Below are 19,898 nucleotides of genomic sequence, written 5' to 3'. Positions count from 1 at the left end.
GCTTTGGCGGAACCTTTACAATCAAGTGTACGTGGTCACTTTGGACGCTGAGCTCGACGACCTCACATCCCAACTGAGCACAGTAAACTTGAATACACCGATAGACTTCTTTCCCTACATTATTTCTCAATATCCTAAATCGGTACTTGGGCGTCCAAACTATGTGATATTGACACCGCCAAAATACGTGTGATGCTTGCTTGTATCTGCTCATGTTATTTGTCCTTTTGACTTCGCTAAAAATCAAAGGCGCATTTAGCATGAGCGGGTCTTCAGGCAAAGCCTCACCGGATGATAACCACCTACTGAAGTAGGTGGTTTAGGGCCGAAAACAAAAACGCAGCTGATTAAGCAGCTGCGTTTAGGAATGTGATACCAAGCAAAAAGGCTAGCGTCGTTGGCGCACCGCCTCAAACAAACAGATACCGGCGGCCACAGAAACATTCAAGCTAGACACAGCACCAGCCATCGGCAGTTTCACCAGCTCGTCACAGGTCTCGCGAGTCAGGCGGCGCATACCTTTCCCTTCGGCGCCCATCACAATCGCCATCGGCCCTTGCAGCTTGCAATCGTAGATAAGCTGCTCGGCTTCACCAGCGGTGCCCACCAGCCACACGCCCAGCTGTTGCAAGTCGCGCAGGCTGCGCGCCAAGTTCGTCACCACCACCAGCGGTACGGTTTCCGCCGCGCCACAGGCCACTTTACGCACCGTGGCATTGAGCTGAGCAGATTTGTCTTTAGGCACAATCACCGCGGCCACACCAGCGGCATCGGCGTTACGCAGACACGCGCCGAGATTGTGTGGATCGGTGACGCCATCGAGCACCAAGAACAGCGGCGAGCTGGCTTGCTCGACCAAATCGGCCAAGTCGGCTTCGCTGTATCGGCGGCCGCCTTTAATACGCGCCACAATACCTTGGTGCTGGGTGTTGCCGGCTTTGTCGTCCAGTGCCTTGCGCGGCATTTGCTGTACTGAGCAGCCTAAGCGTTTCAGCTCATTGAGCAGCGGCAGCAGGCGCTCGTCTTGGCGGCCTTTCAGGGCATACACTTCAATAAAGCGCTCTGGACTGCGCTCGGCAAGGGCCTGCACTGCGTGCAAACCGTAGATAATCTCTTGGCTCATGATTTAACTCTTGTTCGCTTTGTTGGCTGCACGCTCACTTTTACCGGCGCGCTGCTTACGCTTTTTCTTTGCTTTAGGCTTAGCCTTGGCTTTCGGTTTCGCCTTGCCTTTGGGCTTATCATCGCCAGCGGATTTAGCCTTGCTGGACTTATCCCAAGGGTTGATCTCGGCCATCTTCTTCTCAGCCGAGGTCTTACGTCGCTTACCTTTATTCTTGGTATCGCGATGGCGCTGCTTGGTTTTACCCTCGTCGCGTCGGCCATTGCGTTTGCCTGAGCCGCGGCGCTCTTCAGCGCGTCCACGGGACTCGTTAGCTGGGCGCTCAAACTCGTCTTCGTTGTCTTGGCTGTTGACCAACACAAACTCCAGCTTGCGATCGTCCATATTGACCGAGGCAACCTTCACCCGTACCGAGTCACCAATACGGAAGCGGCGGCGGGTATTTTCGCCAATCAAGGTCTGGCGGGCAGCATCATAATGATAATAATCACCGCGTAAAGAGGTGATGTGCACCAAGCCGTCGATATGCAGCTCATCGAGGCGCACAAAGAAGCCAAAGCCAGTCACCGCAGCGATATTACCCGGATAGACCATGCCAACATGGTCCAGCATAAACTCGCACTTCAGGCCATCGGCCACCTCGCGGGTGGCATCGTCGGCGCGGCGTTCGGTCATCGAGCAGTGATCGCCAAAGCCGTCCATCTCATCAAGATCATAACGGCGGCCACCAGTGCTGGTATTCGGCTTGGTCATCGCCTTACCGGCTTTTTCCGACTGCTCAAGTGCAATCAGGTACTTGATCACCCGGTGCAGCAGCAGATCCGGATAACGACGAATCGGTGAAGTAAAGTGAGCGTAGGATTTAAGTGCCAGACCAAAGTGACCGATGTTGTCGGGCTGGTAGACCGCCTGCATCATCGAGCGCAGCAGCATGGTCTGGATCAGCTCGCGATCCGGCCGCTCCTGGATCGCCGCAGCCAGCTCAAAATAGTGTTTCGGCTCAGGGCTTTGACCGCCACCGAGTGGCAGCCCCAACTCGGCTAAGAAGCCGCGGAAGGTGTTAAGCTTCTCATCGCCCGGTTTGTCGTGCACCCGAAACAAGATCGCCTGTTGCGCCTTCTCCACATACTTGGCGGCGGCAACGTTGGCTTGAATCATACACTCTTCGATGATCTTGTGGGCATCGTTGCGCACCAGCGGCACGATCTGCTCAATCTTACGCTGGGCGTTAAAGATAAAGCGGGTTTCCTGGGTTTCCAGCTCGATGCCGCCACGCTCAGCGCGGGCTCCCTTGAGCGCCTGATACATATTGTGCAGCTCTTTAAGATGCGGCACCTGATCGCTATAGCGCTTGGCCAAGGCCTCATCGCCATCGAGAATGGCGGCTACCTTGTTGTAGGTTAGGCGGGCATGTGAGTGCATCACCGCCTCATAAAACTTAAAGCCCGACAGACGACCTGCCCCTGAGATGGTCATCTCCGCCACCATACACAGCCGATCGACCGCCGGGTTTAGTGAGCACAAGCCATTGGAGAGCTGCTCTGGCAGCATCGGTACCACTTGGTCGGGGAAGTACACCGAGTTGCCCCGGTTGTAGGCTTCACGATCGAGGGCGGAGTCGGGGCGAACGTAGTAGCTGACATCGGCAATCGCTACCCACAGGCGCCAACCGCCAGACTTCTTAGTTTCGCAATAAACCGCATCATCAAAGTCGCGGGCATCTTCGCCATCGATGGTCACCAAGGGCAGCTTACGCAGATCCACTCGGCCTTGCTTGGCGCTCTCTTCCACCTCTTCTTTTAGCGAAGACACTGATTTGAGCACCGCCTCTGGCCAGCTGTGGGGAATATCGTGGTTGCGCAGGGCCACCTGCACTTCCATACCCGGTTCCATTTTTTCGCCGAGGATGTCCACCACCTTGCCCATGGCATTGCGGTTAAGTACCGGGCGCTCGGTGATCTCCACCACCACCACTTGGCCCTGTCGAGCCCCCATGGTGGCGCTTTTCGGGATCACGATATCTTGGTTGATGCGAGTATCATCGGGCACCACAAAGCGGGTTTGTCCCTCGACAAAAAAGCGCCCCACTAGCTCCAACTTACGCTGTTTCAACACCCGTAAGATCTTGCCCTCACGACGCCCGCGCTTATCCATGCTCGACGGCGCAGCCAGCGCAAAATCGCCATGGAACACCTTGGCCATCTCTTTCGGTGGCAGAAACAGATCAACCCCGCCTTGCTTCACCTTAAAGAAGCCAAAGCCATCGCGGTGACCAATCACATTGCCAGTCACTAAGCCCAAGCGCTCAGGCACAGTAAAATCGCCGCGGCGGGTTTCCACCACCTCACCTTGCTCCATCAGCTCTAACATAATGGTTTTTAGCTGTTGGGCATTGAGTTCGGGGAAGGCGTTGAGGAGGGCTTCGGCAGAGAGTGGTGCCATCTCTTCAACAATGGCTTGGTGTACGCGTTTTTCGATTGAGGCTGAACTAGCCGATGGGTGCATCTTGGCTCCTGAGGGAGGGAAAAATTGAGGTTACAGCGCTAAGGATAACCCCTCCCCCGAGCTTAAGCCAGCAAACTAGGTTTGCTGGCCACTCGCCAAAACAACTAATAAGGCTGGTTACTGGCCTTGGCCTTGGCCACTACGTGGGCAGGCATTTTGCTGGCCAGCGCGGCTAGTAATTGCTCGGCCTGTTTATGGGTGGCCCTATCGGCGATGATCGCATGGTGCAGCCAGCGATAGCCGTCTTCGTAATCAAGAGGGCTGCCTTGACCGGCCACCAGCAGCTCAACAAACTGAAGCTGCGCCTTCAAAAAGCCTTGGGCAGAGGCTTCGCGCAGCAGTGGAATGGCCTTAGCGTAGTCGCGCTGAACCAATATGCCGTTGGCATAGTAGCGGCCCAATTGCTCCAATGCTGCAGCCAGGCCTTGGTTGGCGGCTTGCCACATATAGTGAACGCCCAGTTCGGGATCAGGCTCAACACAAACGCCCCACGCCAGCATGTCTCCCCATAAGAACTCATAGGCGGGGATCGCCACCTTCTCGGCACGCGCTTCGATATCCTGAACCAGCTGACATTCGTCTTCTTTGACCCGATTGAGATGCTGGTTTTGGTTGATCCAGCCAATCAGTTCGTCTTGCTCGTAGATCTCGATGGCGGCGAGCTGCGGGGGCTCGGTCTCGTAGAGTGGCTCGAAGGCAACCTCTTCGCCTTGTTCGGCTTGCTGCTCGCCCGCTTCATCGTCAACGGACATATCTGCCACCGTCTCTGCCACTACTTGGCCAGATAGCATCATCGATAGTGCAAGTGATAAAGCGATTGGGGTTTTCATGGCACACTCTCTTGGGATTTCTGCTTATGTTATCGGACAGCGCGCGGAAAACTAAAGTGGTGCGCACAATTCGATAGTCTGGCGCGATCAAAAAAGGGCGCCTATGCGCCCTTATCGTGTGAATTCGTTTGCGATTAAACGAAGTCTACACCTTTTTGGATGTCGCCTTGCAGGGTATCCAGCATGCCGTCGATGGCCGCTTTTTCGAACGCGCTAACTTCGCCGTAAGGCAGTACTTCAGCAACGCCCTGTGGACCCAGACGCAGTGGCTGAGCGAAGAATTCAGCGTGCTCGCTGCCACCTTCTACGTAGGCACATTCAACAACTTCTTCACCCTGCGCTGCACGTACAAGTGACAGACAGAAGCGAGCAGCCGCTTGGCCCATAGACAGGGTTGCGCTACCGCCACCCGCTTTGGCTTCTACCACTTCGGTACCCGCATTCTGGATACGAGTAGTCAGTGCAGCAATCTCGTCGTCGCTGAAATCCAGACCCAGCTGAGACAGCAGAGGCAGGATGGTTACGCCGCTGTGGCCGCCAATCACGTTGATGTTCACGTCTTCTGGGCTCAGGCCTTTGGCTTCAGCAATGAAGGTTTCAGCGCGGATAACGTCCAGCGAGGTTACACCGAACAGTTTGGCAGGGTCATAAACACCAGCGTTTTTCAGCACTTCACGAGCGATCGCTACAGTGGTGTTTACTGGGTTGGTAATGATGCCGATGCATGCTTTCGGGCATACTGCAGCACATTTTTCGATAAGGTTCTTAACGATGCCTGCGTTGATGTTGAACAGATCAGCACGGTCCATACCCGGCTTACGGGCAACACCAGCAGAGATCAGTACGATGTCGGCACCTTCCAAGGCTGGGCTTGGGTCTTCACCGGCAAAACCTTCAATCGCAACTTGAGTCGGAATGTGGCTCAAATCCTTGGCTACACCAGGAGTTACCGGTGCAATGTCATACAAAGATAATTCAGAACCTGCAGGTAGTTGGTTCTTCAATAGTAGGGAAAGGGCCTGACCGATACCGCCAGCTGCTCCTAATACCGCAACTTTCATGTGACGTTCTCCATTTTTTGTAATTAAGAGGGGGATTCCAGACTGGCATCCACGATAGCCAAAATAGGGAGCAAATACAAACCGCTACAAAAGCACGATTTGCTGAATCCCAAGATCTCCATCGTGCTTCACACTTTTAAGGCTCAGCCTCAAAATATTCTTGATAAAGCTGTCGGTAGCTTCCGTTGTTTTTGACCACAGACAAGGCGTGATTGAGCAAATTCAGCAGTTCTTGATTGTCTTTTGATACTGCAATACCCAAGCCGCTACCCAGGCTATGATCCTTGGGGCGCGTAGCAAGGTGGGTGTATTTGCTAAGCCAATACATAGCGGCTGCTTTGTCGATGAACACGCCATCGATGCGGTTCTTGGCCAAATCATCCAGCGCAGCTTGATAGCTGGGATAGGCAATGGCGAACAGCTCCGGGCGCTGCTCTTGAATGAACTCTTGCAAGCTTGAGCCACTTTGCACCGCAATCACGCTGCCATCGACGATATCAACCGCGACACCTTCGACCTTTGGCACCACAAACACCGCCGAGTTATCGAAGTAGGCATCGCTGAAATCAACCAGCAACTGTCGCTCTTCGGTGATATCCAGCGCTGAGATGGCGGCATCGTAATGGCCGTTTAACACACTGTGTAACAGGCTATCGAAGGGTTGGTGATAGAACTCGCACTTGCGATTGATCTGCCGGCACAATAGCTCGGCCAGTTCAATATCAAACCCGCGCAGGTCTTGCTGCTCAAAGTACTCAAAGGGAGGGTAAGAGGCTTCGGTGACAAAGCGGATCGGCGTTTCGTCGGCGGCCAGAGCGGCGTTACTTAACCAACAAAAAAGTAAGATCTTAAATAGTCGCATCATTAAGACTCAGGCAAGGCCTGCTGGATGTTGTTTTGCTACTTACCAAAGCATACGCCAACAATTGCTGCTAGGTAAGAAAGCAAATCAAAAAAACCGTGAACTAAACCGATGAATTTCTATGCAAAATTGTCGACTAAAGTTGATAACAACCTGAATTTTGTCCAAAATAGCAGCGAGCAAATAAAGGTGAAAAACAATGAAGTACAACGACCGTCAGGAGCAACTGGTTAAAGCATTCAAATCGTTACTGAAGCAGGAACGTTTTGGCTCCCAAGCGGAAATTGTGGCCGCGCTGCAAGAACAGGGCTTTGAGAACATTAATCAAAGCAAAGTATCCCGGATGCTGAGCAAGTTTGGCGCAGTACGCACCCGCAATGCAAAAATGGAAATGGTTTACTGTCTGCCCGCCGAGCTAGGTGTTCCCACGGCATCGAGCCAACTGAAGGTCTTGGTACTGGAGATGGACCACAACGACGCGCTAATCGTCATCCATACCAGCCCGGGCGCAGCACAACTGATCGCCCGCCTGTTGGACTCGTTAGGCAAGGCAGAAGGCATCTTGGGCACCATTGCCGGCGACGATACCATTTTTATTACGCCAACCCAGCAAGCCCGCATCGAAGAAGTGTTTGCCTCGATTAAAGAGCTATTCGAGGTTGCTTAAACGCAACAGATAAGAAAAAGGTCGCCAACTGGCGACCTTTTCGATTGTGCTGTCTTAAACAGGGCTGGGCCTATCGTTACGCGGCAAACACAAACGCCGCATCGTTGGGCACTTCCACCCACACCGTCGCCCCTGCTTGGGCCTGCCAGTGATCGCGTACTCGCGCCTGAAAAACTTGCTGTGCACCCGGCAACCTTAAGCGGAAGTGGGTCTCGTTGCCCATGGGGTGCACCGAAATCACCTCGGCGGCCACCAAGCCCGGCGCCTCTAGCTGATGCAGGCGGACATCTTTCGCGCGTACGATAACCTTGCAGTTGGTGTCATCAGCCAGCTGATGCTGCTTTATATTGCCAAACGGCGTGACAAGGCCTTGTTCCACCACTTGCAACTCAAACTGGTTGCTGGGACCAAATAGCGCTGCCACAAACGCGCTGGCCGGCGAGGCGTAGATCTCGTGCGGCGCACCTTGCTGAACAATATGCCCATGGTCCATCACCACCACTTTATCGGCCATAAACAGCGCCTCTAACGGGTCGTGGGTCACCATTACTGCTGATGCGCCAATGCTTTTTAGCAGGTCTAAGGTATCTTCACGCACTTGCTGGCGTAGGTGTTCATCGAGCGCGGAAAACGGCTCATCGAGCAACATAATACAGGGCTTAGGCGCTAGCGCTCGCAGCAAGGCCACGCGCTGCTGTTGGCCGCCACTTAGCGTGTGCGGATAGCGATCCCACATGTCCTTGAGCCCCATTTTATCCATGGCTTGTTGCAGCCAGGCGCGGCGCTCATCCACATCATGGTGTTTGGCCAGACCATACTCGAGGTTCTTACCCACCGTCATATGGGGAAACAGCGCATAGTCTTGGAACATCATGCCGATACCGCGCTTTTCCGGTGGTGTTTGCAGGCCTTCACTGGCCACCGCCATCGCCAGGCCCGCAATCGAAATGTCGCCCTGTTGCAGCGGCTCCAGCCCAGCGATTAGTCGCAGTAGGGTGGTTTTACCGCATCCTGAGGGTCCAAGCAGCGCCACAATCTCGCCCGCTTGCAGCTGCAGGTCCACATCGATAAGGGCCTTCTGCTGCCCATAGCTGTGACTGATATTGTTAAGAGAAATACTCATCAAAGGCTCACTGTTAGGCGCCAGCGTATTGCTGACGGCTGATGTTACGGCTCATAAAGATCACCGGGATAATCCCGGTAAGCAAGATGGTGATAGCAGCGAGCGCACTGTGCTCAAGCTGCTCCAGCGAGGCGCGATCCCACACCTGCGTAGCCAAGGTATTGAAGTTAAACGGGCGTAGCACCAAGGTAATCGGCAGTTCCTTCATGGTGTCAACGAACACTAGTAGCATGGCCGTTAACAGGCTCGGTCGCATCAGCGGTAGATGAATGCGCCACAAGGTCTTACCGGAGTTAGAGCCTAGGCTGCGTGAAGCATCGTCCATCTGTGGGGTAATCTTGGTCAGGCTGGCATCGAGAGTACGAAAGCTCAGCGCGATAAAACGCAGCGAGTAGGCAATCACCAAGGCTGCGCCAGAACCGGTAATCAACAGCCCCAAGGGGTAATCAAACCAGCGACGAGACAGGCCATCCAGGAAGTTATCAAGCAGCCCCATCGGGTAGAGGATCCCCACCGCCAGCACCGCACCGGGAATGGCATAGCCCACCGTGGCAAGCTCCGCGCTCCAGCGCATCCACGGGCTTTTCGACAAGCGCACCCCATAAGCCAAGCCAACCCCCATTAACATGGTAAAGAATGCCGCCATGGCTGAGAGCGACAGGCTGTTCCAGGCGTTCTGGAAATACACCGTCAGGTCACTATCGAGGCTACGCAGTGAGTAGTTGCCTAGCACTCCCACTGGCAACAAGAAGCCCAAGGTAATCGGCAGCAAACAATAAAAAGTACAGATTAAGCCACGCCCCAAAGGCAGCTTTTCGGCCAACATACGTGGCGACTGGCCACTTAGTTTGTAGTACTTACCGGCGCTGCGGCTATAGCGCTCCAGCGACAGCAGCACGATGGCCACCACCACCAGCAACATGGCCAACTGCGCAGCGCCAGAGAGGCTGCTCATGTTCAGCCAGACATCGAAGATACCAGCGGTTAAGGTGGGCACACTGAAAAAGGCCACGGTGCCATACTCGTTGATGGTCTCCATCATCGCCAAGGTCAGGCCCACCACAATGGCGGGACGTGCCATCGGCAGAACCACTTTAAAAAAGCTCTGGGTTTGAGTCTTGCCCAAACAGCGGCTCATCTCAAACAGGCGCGCCGCCTGCTCCACGAAGGCCGCTCGAGCCAGCAAGTAGACATAGGGATAGAGCACCAAGGAGAGCACGATGATCGCCCCTTCCATCGAGCGGATCTCAGGGAACCAATAGTCACGAGCACTCTGCCAACCAAAGATCGCCCGCAGCGAGCGCTGCACAAAGCCTGCATACTCCAGCTGGTCGGTAATCACAAACGCCAAGATATAGCTGGGTACCGCTAACGGCAGCAACAGCCCCCATTCCAAGAAGCGCTTCAGTGGAAAATTAAAGCGCGTCACCAACCACGCGGTACTGGTACCAATGAGGGTGGTGAGCAGCGCGACGCCGATACACAAAATCAGGGTGTTGTTTAGGTAGACCCAGAATATTCGGTCCAGAAGATGGGACCATAACTCGGCATTGGGTGTGGCGGAGAGCCACAACAGGGTGGCCAAAGGCAGCAGCGCGAACAACGCGATGCAGCAGGCAATCATGACCCAGCGGTCAATCCTGGTAAAACGAAGGTTGTCAAAACTGGCGAGATTAAGCATGTTCTACTTGGCGTCAGATAAACCACAAAAAGCTGGCACACAGCCAGCTTTTACATCAAGACCCGAAGCGCTTAGAGATCGAAACCTACTCGGTCAACCAAGCGGGCTGCTGCAGCGCGGTGCTCAGCCACCTCTTGGAGGTTAATGCGGTCAGCTTTGAAGCTACCTAGGCTTTCGATGTAACTGTCAGTTGCAATTCCTTCGCGCACAGGTTCTTCAAAATTGGCGCTAGCGTACAGTCCCTGAGCAGTTTCGCCAAGCAAAAATTCTAGCAACTTAATTGCGTTATCGCGGTTTTTCGCGGTATTTAGCAAGCCAGCACCAGAGATATTGATATGCTGGCCTCGGCCACCAATCTCTTGGTCTAGGTAAACGACGCGGATCTGTTCAGCCCACTGTTGCTGCTCGGGGCTCTTGGTATTGTAGTGCATCTTACCCATGTAGTAGCGGTTGGCGATAGCCAGGTCACACTGACCTTCGAAGATAGCTTTGGCCTGCGCGCGGTCGTTACCTTGCGGCTTGCGAGCCAGGTTAGCTTTCAGGCCACGCAGCCATTGCTCGGCGGCCTCTTCGCCATCTTCAGCAATGATTGAGGCAATCAGACCGATGTTGTAAACATGTTTACCAGAGCGAGTACAGATGCGGCCTTTCCACTTAGGGTCGGCCAAATCGCGAATTGAAGTCAGGGCATCTTCGGCAACATCTTGATGCGCGTAGATAACGCGAGCTCGGGTAGTCAGCGCAAACCACAGATTTTCTGGATGACGCAAGTGGGCAGGTACCACCTGACTAATCACCTCGGATTCTACTGGCTCAAACAGGCCGGCTGCGCGAACCTCTTCCAAGCGACCAACATCAACGGTTAGTACCAGGTCAGCAGGGTTGTTATCACCTGCGGCAATGATCTTTTCAGTGAGTCCCTTCTCAGCATGAACAACGTTAACTTTGATGCCGGTCTCAGCGGTAAATGCATCGGTTAGCGGCTTTAGCAGGCTTTCCTGACGGTAGGAGTAGAGGTTTACTTCACCAGCAGCGAACGCAGGCACAGCAGTGGCAAGCGCGGTAACAAATACAGCAAGATTACGGATAGCGTTTAACATTCAGTCAAATCCTTTAATGCGAATCATTTCTATTTGCGTTAAATGCTACTTCAAAGTTTGAGAAAAAGCCAATAAAAAAGCCCGCCATTGGCGAGCTTTTTAAGACATTAATTTTATTTGAGATTAGCTGGTCGCTTTTACGCTTACGAACTCTGGGTAGGCATCGATACCACAGTCGGCCAAGTCCATACCGTTCATCTCTTCTTCTTCGCTTACGCGGATACCCATTACTGCTTTCAAGATGCTCCACACTACGAAGCTTGCTGCGAATACCCATACGAAGATGGTTAGGGCGCCAACAATCTGGCCGCCGAAGCTGGCATCAGAGTTAGTTAGTGGCACCAGCAACAGACCGTACAGACCAACAACACCGTGTACTGAAATAGCACCTACTGGGTCATCAATCTTGATTTTGTCCATGAACACGATTGAAGCAACAACGATTACGCCAGCAACCGCACCAAACAGCGTGGCTTGCAGAGCAGTCGGAGTTGAAGGCTCAGCAGTAATGGCAACCAGGCCAGCCAGAGCGCCGTTCAGCATCATGGTCAGGTCAGCTTTACCCCAAGTCAGCTTACACACAACCAGAGCAGCAACCGCACCGGCAGCAGCCGCGGCATTGGTGTTCAGGAATACCATCGCAACAGAGTGAGCGTTAGCCGCGTCAGCCAGTTTCAGAACCGAACCGCCGTTGAAACCGAACCAACCCATCCATAGGATGAAGGTACCCAAGGTAGCCAGTGGCATGTTTGAGCCTGGGATTGGGTTGATAGAACCGTTTTTGCCGTATTTACCTTTACGTGCACCCAGTAGCAATACACCAGCCAATGCAGCAGCAGCACCCGCCAAGTGAACGATACCTGAACCCGCAAAGTCATAGAAATCCAGAGTGTACAGGCCGAATACCGCTTGACCGCCCCAAGTCCAGGCACCTTCAAGTGGGTAAATCAGACCACACATAACTACTGCGAATGCCAGGAAGGCCCACAGCTTCATACGCTCAGCTACCGCACCAGATACGATAGACATAGAGGTTGCTACGAATACAACCTGGAAGAAGAAGTCAGAAGCGCCTGAGTATACACTACCGCCGTCAAAACCTTCTTCAGCTTTAGCAGACAAGATACCGCCCAGATCGAAGCCTTCGATACCAGACAGGAACAGGCCGCCGCCGTACATGATTTGGTAACCGCAAATCAGGTACATGATACAAGCGATGGAGTACAACGCTACGTTCTTAGTAAGAATTTCGGTGGTGTTCTTGGCACGAACCAATCCAGCTTCCAACATCGAGAAACCAGCAGCCATCCACATAACCAGCGCGCCACACACCAAGAAGTAAAAGGTGTCGATGGCGTACTGAAGCTCAAAAATTTGATTTTCCATATCTCTAAAACCCCGTCGTTTTTAAACTTGTTTCGTTTCTAGATCGCTTCCGCATCGACTTCACCGGTACGAATACGTACCACGTTGCTTAAGTCGTAAACAAAGATCTTACCGTCACCAATCTTGCCGGTGTATGCAGCACTGGAAATCGCCTCGATGATGCGATCCACGTTTTCTGCCTTGGTAGCAATCTCTAGTTTTACTTTGGGCAGAAAATCCACTTGGTATTCTGCGCCACGATAAAGTTCGGTGTGTCCTTTCTGACGTCCAAAGCCTTTAACTTCAGATACGGTCAAACCATCAACGCCAACTTCGGCAATAGCTTCGCGTACGTCATCCAATTTAAATGGCTTGATAATCGCACTGATTATTTTCATCTGAGTTCCCTCCAGAGAGTAATCGATAACTGAGTGTCGGATAGACATAATCAAGCGCTATGCCAAAGCGTTCAAAGCCTTATGGAACAAGGGATTAGATAAAATACTCAAGCGTAGGTCACAGCCATATCGCACCACCGTGGTGCGATATTTTTTTGATTTGCATCAATTATGGGCAGTCGGGAATTAGTACAGGAATCGAGCACCAATGCAGTGCACTTACCGGAGGGCGGCGCGTGTTATTTGCGCTTGACGCAGAGCAAAAATCTGTTGAAAAGGTGGGTCATCAGTTAATAAATGATTGAACTGACTCTAATAGCTGCACCATGTCCTCATAACCGCAGGCGCAGTCATAGCTGTTTTGATAGAGCCCTTCATTGAGTGCGAGATGCTGTAATTGCTCGCCTTCAATTGGTGCAGTTTGGATGGAAGCCTCGTCGAGATCGGCCACAATCAGATATTCAGCGCGTTGCACTGAAAGCTGTTCACCGAGTTGTAGCGCTTTGAGTTGAGAGAGAAACTCACCGACATAGGCAGGACTGTGTTGAAGCTCGTGCTCCAACCATTGCGAGAATCCACGGTGTTCATCACCGCAATCAACTAAAAGCGCACCGTCTAGGGTGCGCTGAATACTTAATTCCATCGAACAAGTTTAGTCGTTGATGTAAAAGCTCTGCAACTTTTCAGCCACCGAAGTCTGGATGAAATCCACTGGCACCAGCTTGTAGGCAGCATTCGGCTTAAGCGAGAACGAGCTAGCGACAGCAGCACGGACTAGGCGGTGGAACGACTCTTGATCGAAGCGCTTAAGCAACAATGATTGCACATCCATCAGTACGTTAAAGCCCATCAACTCTTTTTGAGTCTTCGAGGCCATTGCCAGTACTGGGATATCGGCACGGGCTGAGGTATCGCCGGTGCGGATCTCTTGAATCAAACGCAGGCCTGCAGACTCTGGCAGCTCAATATCGACGACTAGCGCATCAAACTTGTTGGTCATCAGTTGCATATGGAAGTTATCAAGGTCATTCACAACTTCAATATTCATGCTGCTTTCGGTCACGATGCCCTGTTGCAGTTCGCTGTATAGCTCAGGGTTGGTTTCCAGTACCAGTACACGACTTGGTTGCTCGGTGCTTTCTGGCATCTCGCCGCTCTTGCGCGACTCAGCCTCGCAACGTGCGATATAGCCTTTCTTCGGAATGGTAGCAATAGTCAGGTCGTTAGCGTCCAGACCACCGATGATCTTACGCAACTGCGAGATGTGCTGATTGATGGTGTGATCCGAAACAACGCGGCCCCACACAGCTTTAGAGAGCTCATCTCGTCCAACGACTTGGTTTACGTTCTGGCACAGGTAACCTAACAAGTGAGCGCGTAGCGGCCCCAAGTAAGTACTTTGTTCTTGGTAAGTCAGGCTATTCTGACTCATATCAACGGCTACCGAGCCAACATTTACAACATCATTAAACGACATAGGTCTTCCCATACAACAAGTAAGAATTAACTCAAAATCTCCTGCGCCTATTTTTACCAGCTATAGCTTTAATTATCCAGCTTTCTAAATTTTTGATGTGGCTATTGAGACATCAAACGAGATATTTTCTCTAATTGCGGAATTTATTAGGGTTTTACTCTATGCAGGTTAATTTTTGCACCAAAATGGATCATCGCTTTATGACAAATAAATGTAAAAAAGCGCGGATAACCGCGCTTTTTACATTGATAAGTTGTTACTGTTTTTTTAGACGGCCTGCTGAATGATCACCTCATCAGCAACCTCAACGTAGTCTTTGATCTCGTCAAAATTGAGGTAACGATAGGTATCGGCAGCGCTCACATCAATCTGCGCCGCATACTCCAGATACTCATTCACAGATGGCAGACGCCCCATAATGGATGCCACCGCCGCTAGTTCTGCCGAGGCCAAGAACACGTTCGCCCCGGTACCCAAACGGTTCGGGAAGTTACGGGTTGAGGTCGACACTACCGATGCCCCATCTGCCACTCGCGCCTGGTTACCCATACACAGCGAACAGCCCGGGATCTCGGTGCGGGCACCGACTCGACCATAGATGCCGTAATAGCCTTCCTCGGTCAGCTGTTTTTGGTCCATGCGAGTTGGCGGTGCAACCCATAGGCGGGTTGGCAGCGCGCCGTTGTGTTTATCCAACAACTTACCGGCTGCACGGAAGTGGCCGATGTTGGTCATACACGAACCGATGAACACCTCGTCGATATCAGTACCCTGTACGGTGGACAGCAAGCGCGCATCATCCGGGTCGTTCGGTGCACACAGAATAGGCTCTTTGATATCGGCCAAGTCGATTTCGATCACCGCCGCGTACTCGGCGTCGGCATCGGCTGTCATCAACTCAGGCTCTTTCAGCCACTCTTCCATGGCGGTGATACGGCGTTCGATGGTACGGCGGTCGCCATAACCTTCAGCAATCATCCACTTAAGCATCACAATGTTCGATTGCAGATACTCGATGATCGGCGCTTTATCTAGCTTAATGGTACAGCCAGCGGCACTGCGCTCGGCGGAGGCATCACTTAGCTCAAAGGCTTGCTCAACTTTAAGGTGCTCAAGGCCTTCAATCTCCAGTACGCGACCAGAGAAGATGTTCTTCTTACCTTGCTTCTCAACGGTTAGCAGACCTTGCTGGATAGCGGCATAAGGGATGGCATGAACCAAGTCACGCAGGGTGATACCCGGCTGCATTTCGCCTTTAAAGCGCACCAGCACCGACTCCGGCATATCCAATGGCATCACACCGGTTGCCGCAGCGAAGGCCACCAGACCCGAGCCGGCAGGGAAAGATATACCAATCGGGAAGCGGGTGTGCGAGTCGCCACCGGTACCAACGGTATCAGGCAGCAGCATACGGTTTAGCCAAGAGTGGATAACACCGTCACCAGGGCGCAGCGACACACCGCCACGGTTCATAATAAAGTCGGGCAGCGTGTGGTGAGTTTTCACATCGACCGGCTTCGGATAAGCGGCGGTGTGACAGAAGCTCTGCATAGTCAAATCCGCCGAGAAGCCCAAACAGGCCAAGTCTTTCAACTCGTCACGGGTCATCGGGCCGGTGGTATCTTGCGAGCCAACGGTGGTCATCTTCGGCTCACAGTACTGGCCTGGGCGAACCCCTGCCACACCGCAAGCTTTACCCACCATTTTCTGAGCGAGGGTATAGCCTTTGCCGGTATCAGCAACATCGGCTGGACGCTTAAATACGGTGGATGGCTCAAGCCCTAAGGCTTCGCGCGCACGGTCAGTCAGGCCACGGCCGATAATCAGGGGAATACGGCCACCGGCACGTACTTCATCCAACAGCACATCGGTTTTTAGTTCAAAGCTCGACAGCACTTCATCGCTACCGGCTTTTTTCACCACACCTTCGAAGGGGTAGATGTCGATAACATCGCCCATGTTGAGCTTTTCAACATCCAGCTCGATGGGCAGTGCACCGGCATCTTCCATGGTGTTGAAGAAGATCGGGGCAATCTTACCGCCCAAACAGAAGCCACCGGCACGCTTGTTTGGCACGTAAGGGATATCATCACCCATCAGCCACAGAACCGAGTTGGTCGCCGATTTACGCGAAGAACCGGTACCAACCACGTCACCCACGTATACCAGCGGATGGCCCTTTTCTTTAAGCGCTTCGATCTGCTTCATCGGGCCGATCGTGCCAGCGTCATCCGGTTCAATACCATCGCGCGCGTTCTTCAGCATCGCCAAGGCGTGTAGCGGGATATCAGGGCGAGACCATGCATCGGGTGCCGGAGACAGGTCATCGGTGTTGGTTTCACCGGTGACCTTAAATACGGTCAGGGTTGATTTCGCAGCCACTTCAGGGCGGCTTAGGAACCACTCGGCATCGGCCCAGCTTTGCATCACCGCTTGCGCATGAGCATTACCGGCCTTGGCCTTTTCTTCCACGTCGTAGAAGGCATCGAACATCAGCAGGGTATGCGACAAGGCTTTGGCGGCAATCGGCGCCAGCTCTTCAACCTCGAGCAAGGCCACCAGCGATTCGATGTTATAGCCACCTTGCATGGTGCCCAGCAGTTCAGTGGCGTAGGCAGCACTGATAAGTGGAGAGTTCGCGTCGCCCTTGGCGATAGCAGCTAGGAAGCCCGCTTTCACATAGGCGGCTTCGTCTACGCCCGGAGGCACACGATTAACGATTAGATCCAGTAGAAATTCTTCTTCACCGGCTGGTGGAGATTTTAATAATTCAACTAAAGCGGCTGTTTGTTCTGCATCGAGGGGGGTGGGTACGATTCCTTCAGCAGCACGCTCTTCGACGTGTTTTCGATAGCTCTCAAGCACGACTCGCTCCTTTTATAATGGGCCTGATGGCCTAGTCCAATAGCGTGGGCGGGGAGCCTCACGGCCTGCCAATATAGCAGTTATTAACGAGTTTTTAAAATATCCGGGCTCACACCTTGGTCGTAGCCAGCCCTTACATGGCCATAACTTTCATCGACTTAATGGTCAAGTTTCGCAAAAAAGAGATGGCCTACGTTACATTTTGTTCACATCACTTAATTAGAAATCATTGCCGATGAACAGATACAAGGAGGACTCCTCTTCATTATGGCCGTACGATAGAATAATCGGTCCCAACAGGTTGGTTTCCAGGCCAGCAAAGATACTGGCGGCGAACTGACTAGTGCCCCACGACAGATCGCTTAGCTCGTTCCAAACCCCGCCGCGCTCTAATGAGCCACCTAGGTAAAACGGCGTGGTAATCCCGGAGCCAAACTCGCGCCAGCGGTAGTAATACATCAGACCACTCATCGCCTTGTAGCGACCGGAGAGTTGATCTTTGCGATAGCCGGACAATCGTAAGAATCCACCTAGATCTTGGGCATTGGTAGGCACTAAAAAGTCGGAGTCCGAACCACCAAACTCGCCATACCAGGTCAAGGTATTCTGCAGATAAGAAAACGGCAGCTGCCATTCGCCATCCAGGGTCGGCACCCGGTTGGGCGAGAAGCCGGGCACATCTTCGGTGTTATAGCGCCATTCAACGCTCAACATCTTACCTTGGGTGGGGAAGCTAATACTGTCCAGGGTGTCGTAGTCAAAACGCAGATAAGGGCCATACAGTTCGTAATCACTCTTAAGGTTAAAGCCCAACGCGGTTATCTCACCGCTTTCCCAAGCCGCCCCTAAGCTCCACGCCTGCCAAGGGCGATAGTGATAAGCCAGCTCGCTGAACACATTGTAGGTTTTGAAGCGAGTGTTGAGATACTCTAACTCGTCATCGATGCCAAACACCCGCCGTTCCACGTCGTTGTACTCAAAGCCCAGCGCCCACGAGTAGCGCAGCGCGTTATCTAACGGCGTATAAAACTCGGTGAATACCCGCTTGTGGGTGCCGACTTCTAGCTCGTTGCGCCATTCCGCCCCCAAAGGATTAAGCTGGGTCAGCGTGAAGGCTAGCCCCATGTTGCCGTCGGTGCGGTCCTCAAAATTTTCTTGAATACTAAAGTGCAGCGCGAAGAAGCCCGGCCCCCAACTCTTTTCGGTAGCTTGAAGCTGCAGTACATTTTCGCCGTCTTGCTGGGTAACTTGGTAATCCACTCGCTCAAAGCGGCGCAAGGCATACAGCTCTTTGACCTGCTCTTCCAGCTCGGCAATCGAGTGATACTCGCCCTCTTCCAGACCAAGTCGCTCCAGCAGCACCGCATCGCTATAGCTACTTTGGTTGTCGATGGCGATCTTACTGATATAGATAAGCTCTTGCTCGTTAAGCTGGCGACGCCGCGCGGCGATTTGCTGCTGATGGCCTTCGTAGTCAAAACCTTCGAACAACTTTGCCAGCTCTGCCAACGGCTCACGGGCGGCTTCGATACCGCGCTGTTGCGCCAACGGCATTGCAGCAAACTCCGAGGTGCCGATATCGCTGATATCGGGGACAATCAGCAAATCATGGCCCCCCAGCATGGCGATCTGCCGCTGGGTGCCTGAGCGAGTCAGGAATATGGAAAGCTGATCGACCACCGCCACCGCTGAGTCCAGCTCACTCTTGGGTTTGAGCTGGGCGCCAATATCCACGGCAATCACAATATCCGCCCCCATCTCTTTGAGTACACCGATGGGTAGGTTATTTACCACCCCACCATCGGAGAGCAACTTGCCCTCCCACTCGATGGGGCGCAGCGCGCCGGGCACCGACATACTGGCGTGCATGGCGCGACTGAGCTCGCCGTGGTCCAGCACCACTTCCTGCATGTATTCGATGTCGGTAGCGATCGCGCGATAAGGAATGGCCAGTTGGTCGAAACTAGTGAGAGCATCAAGATTGCCCACCGCCTTGCGCAAAACCCCCGCCATCGTCTGACCTTGCACCGCGCCTTTGGGCAGGCGCACCCCCTCAGACGACACACCGAAGGGAAGTTCAATGGTATAGGTATCGGCTTGCTGCTTATTACGCAGCGCTGATTCGCCACGCCCTACGTCGTCAACAAAGCCGCTGTTCCAATCCAGCTGATAGGTTCGCCGGGCGATCTCTTCACTGCTCAGGCCCAGAGCCATCATGCCGCCAAAATAGGCCCCCATGCTGGTGCCCGCAACATAATCCACCGGGATCTGATACTCCTCCAACAGCTGCATCACCCCTAAGTGGGCACCGCCCTTGGCACCTCCGCCTCCCAGCGCCAAGCCTACGGTGGGCCGCTCCGCCAACGATAGGCTGGAGTAAAAGCCGAGTACGATAACCAGCAATGCGCGATAAGCCACTGACCCTCCTAGAGAAGTGCTGATAGTAAAAAATCCACTTGCTGAGCAGGTGGCTTTGACACGGCCCCCTAGAAGAGGGCTCACCTATACTACTGCATTTCTAGTGACATCTGACGTTCTTGCTCTTCTTTCTCTACCTTGTCTTGATGCCTGACATACCGCCTGATTATGTCTTCGTTCGCCCCAACGGAGTCAACGAAGTACCCTCTTTGCCAAAAGTGATTACCCCACAGTTTCTTCTTTCTCAAGTAAGGAAACTTCGCAAACAACCTAATCGCGGTTCTTCCTTTCACGAAGCCTACATACTCTGAAACACTCAGGCTCGGGGGCATCCTGACAATCAAATGGACATGGTCAATTTGAACATTTAGCTCAACGATTTTGCATTTCTTCATTGAGCTGTAGATGTAGATCCCTCTATGC

At 53.1% G+C, this 19,898-nt stretch carries 17 protein-coding genes; 1 reads left to right on the top strand and 16 read right to left on the bottom strand.

The features are described from left to right. The 6 genes from tnpA (G461_RS25935) to G461_RS0113975 all read right to left on the bottom strand — a co-directional run. Positions 1-214 (bottom strand): IS200/IS605 family transposase (gene tnpA / locus G461_RS25935; RefSeq protein WP_157360324.1); only part of this gene is annotated, 214 nt, incomplete at its 3' end. A 174-nt stretch (positions 215-388) separates the two neighbouring features. After that, a complete protein-coding gene (rlmB, locus tag G461_RS0113995; protein WP_026957894.1) occupies positions 389-1,123 on the bottom strand; it encodes a 23S rRNA (guanosine(2251)-2'-O)-methyltransferase RlmB in 735 nt (244 codons plus the stop codon). A 3-nt stretch (positions 1,124-1,126) separates the two neighbouring features. After that, complete coding sequence (gene rnr, locus G461_RS0113990) at positions 1,127-3,628, bottom strand: ribonuclease R (RefSeq protein ID WP_026972309.1); 2,502 nt, start codon at positions 3,626-3,628, stop codon at positions 1,127-1,129. A gap of 104 nt (positions 3,629-3,732) precedes the next feature. Continuing rightward, the gene (locus G461_RS0113985) at positions 3,733-4,458 is read right to left on the bottom strand and encodes a tetratricopeptide repeat protein (RefSeq protein ID WP_026972308.1); all 726 of its coding nucleotides are present in this window, start codon (positions 4,456-4,458) and stop codon (positions 3,733-3,735) included. 134 nt (positions 4,459-4,592) lie between these two features. Continuing rightward, on the bottom strand, positions 4,593-5,519 hold the full coding sequence (mdh, locus tag G461_RS0113980; RefSeq protein WP_026957897.1) for a malate dehydrogenase: 927 nt from the start codon (positions 5,517-5,519) through the stop codon (positions 4,593-4,595). A gap of 136 nt (positions 5,520-5,655) precedes the next feature. Continuing rightward, entirely contained in the window at positions 5,656-6,384 is a 729-nt protein-coding gene (locus G461_RS0113975) for a transporter substrate-binding domain-containing protein (protein WP_026972307.1), read from the bottom strand. Between the two features lie 196 nt (positions 6,385-6,580). Here G461_RS0113975 and argR point away from each other — a divergent pair, with 196 nt between their 5' ends. Beyond that, positions 6,581-7,048, top strand: a complete 468-nt coding sequence (gene argR, locus G461_RS0113970) for a transcriptional regulator ArgR (protein ID WP_026957899.1) — start codon at positions 6,581-6,583, stop codon at positions 7,046-7,048. 76 nt (positions 7,049-7,124) lie between these two features. Here argR and G461_RS24290 read toward each other — a convergent pair whose 3' ends face one another. The 10 genes from G461_RS24290 to tnpA (G461_RS0113920) all read right to left on the bottom strand — a co-directional run. Continuing rightward, positions 7,125-8,171: an ABC transporter ATP-binding protein gene (locus G461_RS24290; protein WP_035480355.1), complete on the bottom strand. Its 1,047-nt coding sequence runs from the start codon at positions 8,169-8,171 to the stop codon at positions 7,125-7,127. Positions 8,172-8,184: 13 nt separating this feature from the next. Further along, positions 8,185-9,795 (bottom strand): ABC transporter permease, encoded by a 1,611-nt coding sequence (locus G461_RS0113960; protein ID WP_245587181.1) that lies wholly within the window; start codon positions 9,793-9,795, stop codon positions 8,185-8,187. 128 nt (positions 9,796-9,923) lie between these two features. Beyond that, positions 9,924-10,952, bottom strand: a complete 1,029-nt coding sequence (locus tag G461_RS0113955) for an extracellular solute-binding protein (RefSeq protein ID WP_026972305.1) — start codon at positions 10,950-10,952, stop codon at positions 9,924-9,926. A gap of 123 nt (positions 10,953-11,075) precedes the next feature. Beyond that, positions 11,076-12,338, bottom strand: a complete 1,263-nt coding sequence (locus tag G461_RS0113950) for an ammonium transporter (RefSeq protein ID WP_026972304.1) — start codon at positions 12,336-12,338, stop codon at positions 11,076-11,078. A 38-nt stretch (positions 12,339-12,376) separates the two neighbouring features. Beyond that, a complete protein-coding gene (locus tag G461_RS0113945) occupies positions 12,377-12,715 on the bottom strand; it encodes a P-II family nitrogen regulator (protein WP_026957903.1) in 339 nt (112 codons plus the stop codon). A gap of 286 nt (positions 12,716-13,001) precedes the next feature. Continuing rightward, complete coding sequence (locus tag G461_RS0113940) at positions 13,002-13,358, bottom strand: YacL family protein (RefSeq protein WP_026972303.1); 357 nt, start codon at positions 13,356-13,358, stop codon at positions 13,002-13,004. 9 nt (positions 13,359-13,367) lie between these two features. Beyond that, on the bottom strand, positions 13,368-14,192 hold the full coding sequence (locus tag G461_RS0113935) for a winged helix-turn-helix domain-containing protein (RefSeq protein ID WP_051333579.1): 825 nt from the start codon (positions 14,190-14,192) through the stop codon (positions 13,368-13,370). A gap of 267 nt (positions 14,193-14,459) precedes the next feature. Next, positions 14,460-17,057 (bottom strand): bifunctional aconitate hydratase 2/2-methylisocitrate dehydratase, encoded by a 2,598-nt coding sequence (gene acnB, locus G461_RS0113930; RefSeq protein ID WP_026972301.1) that lies wholly within the window; start codon positions 17,055-17,057, stop codon positions 14,460-14,462. A 219-nt stretch (positions 17,058-17,276) separates the two neighbouring features. Next, entirely contained in the window at positions 17,277-19,475 is a 2,199-nt protein-coding gene (locus tag G461_RS0113925) for a patatin-like phospholipase family protein (RefSeq protein WP_026972300.1), read from the bottom strand. Positions 19,476-19,564: 89 nt separating this feature from the next. Further along, on the bottom strand, positions 19,565-19,898 hold a 334-nt coding region (tnpA, locus tag G461_RS0113920), incomplete at its 5' end, for an IS200/IS605 family transposase (protein ID WP_026972299.1).

This window comes from Aliagarivorans marinus DSM 23064, assembly GCF_000429485.1.
GTDB classification, from domain to species: domain Bacteria; phylum Pseudomonadota; class Gammaproteobacteria; order Enterobacterales; family Celerinatantimonadaceae; genus Aliagarivorans; species Aliagarivorans marinus.
Note: the sequence above shows the minus strand (reverse complement) of the source record. Positions and strands in the feature narration are given on the sequence as shown.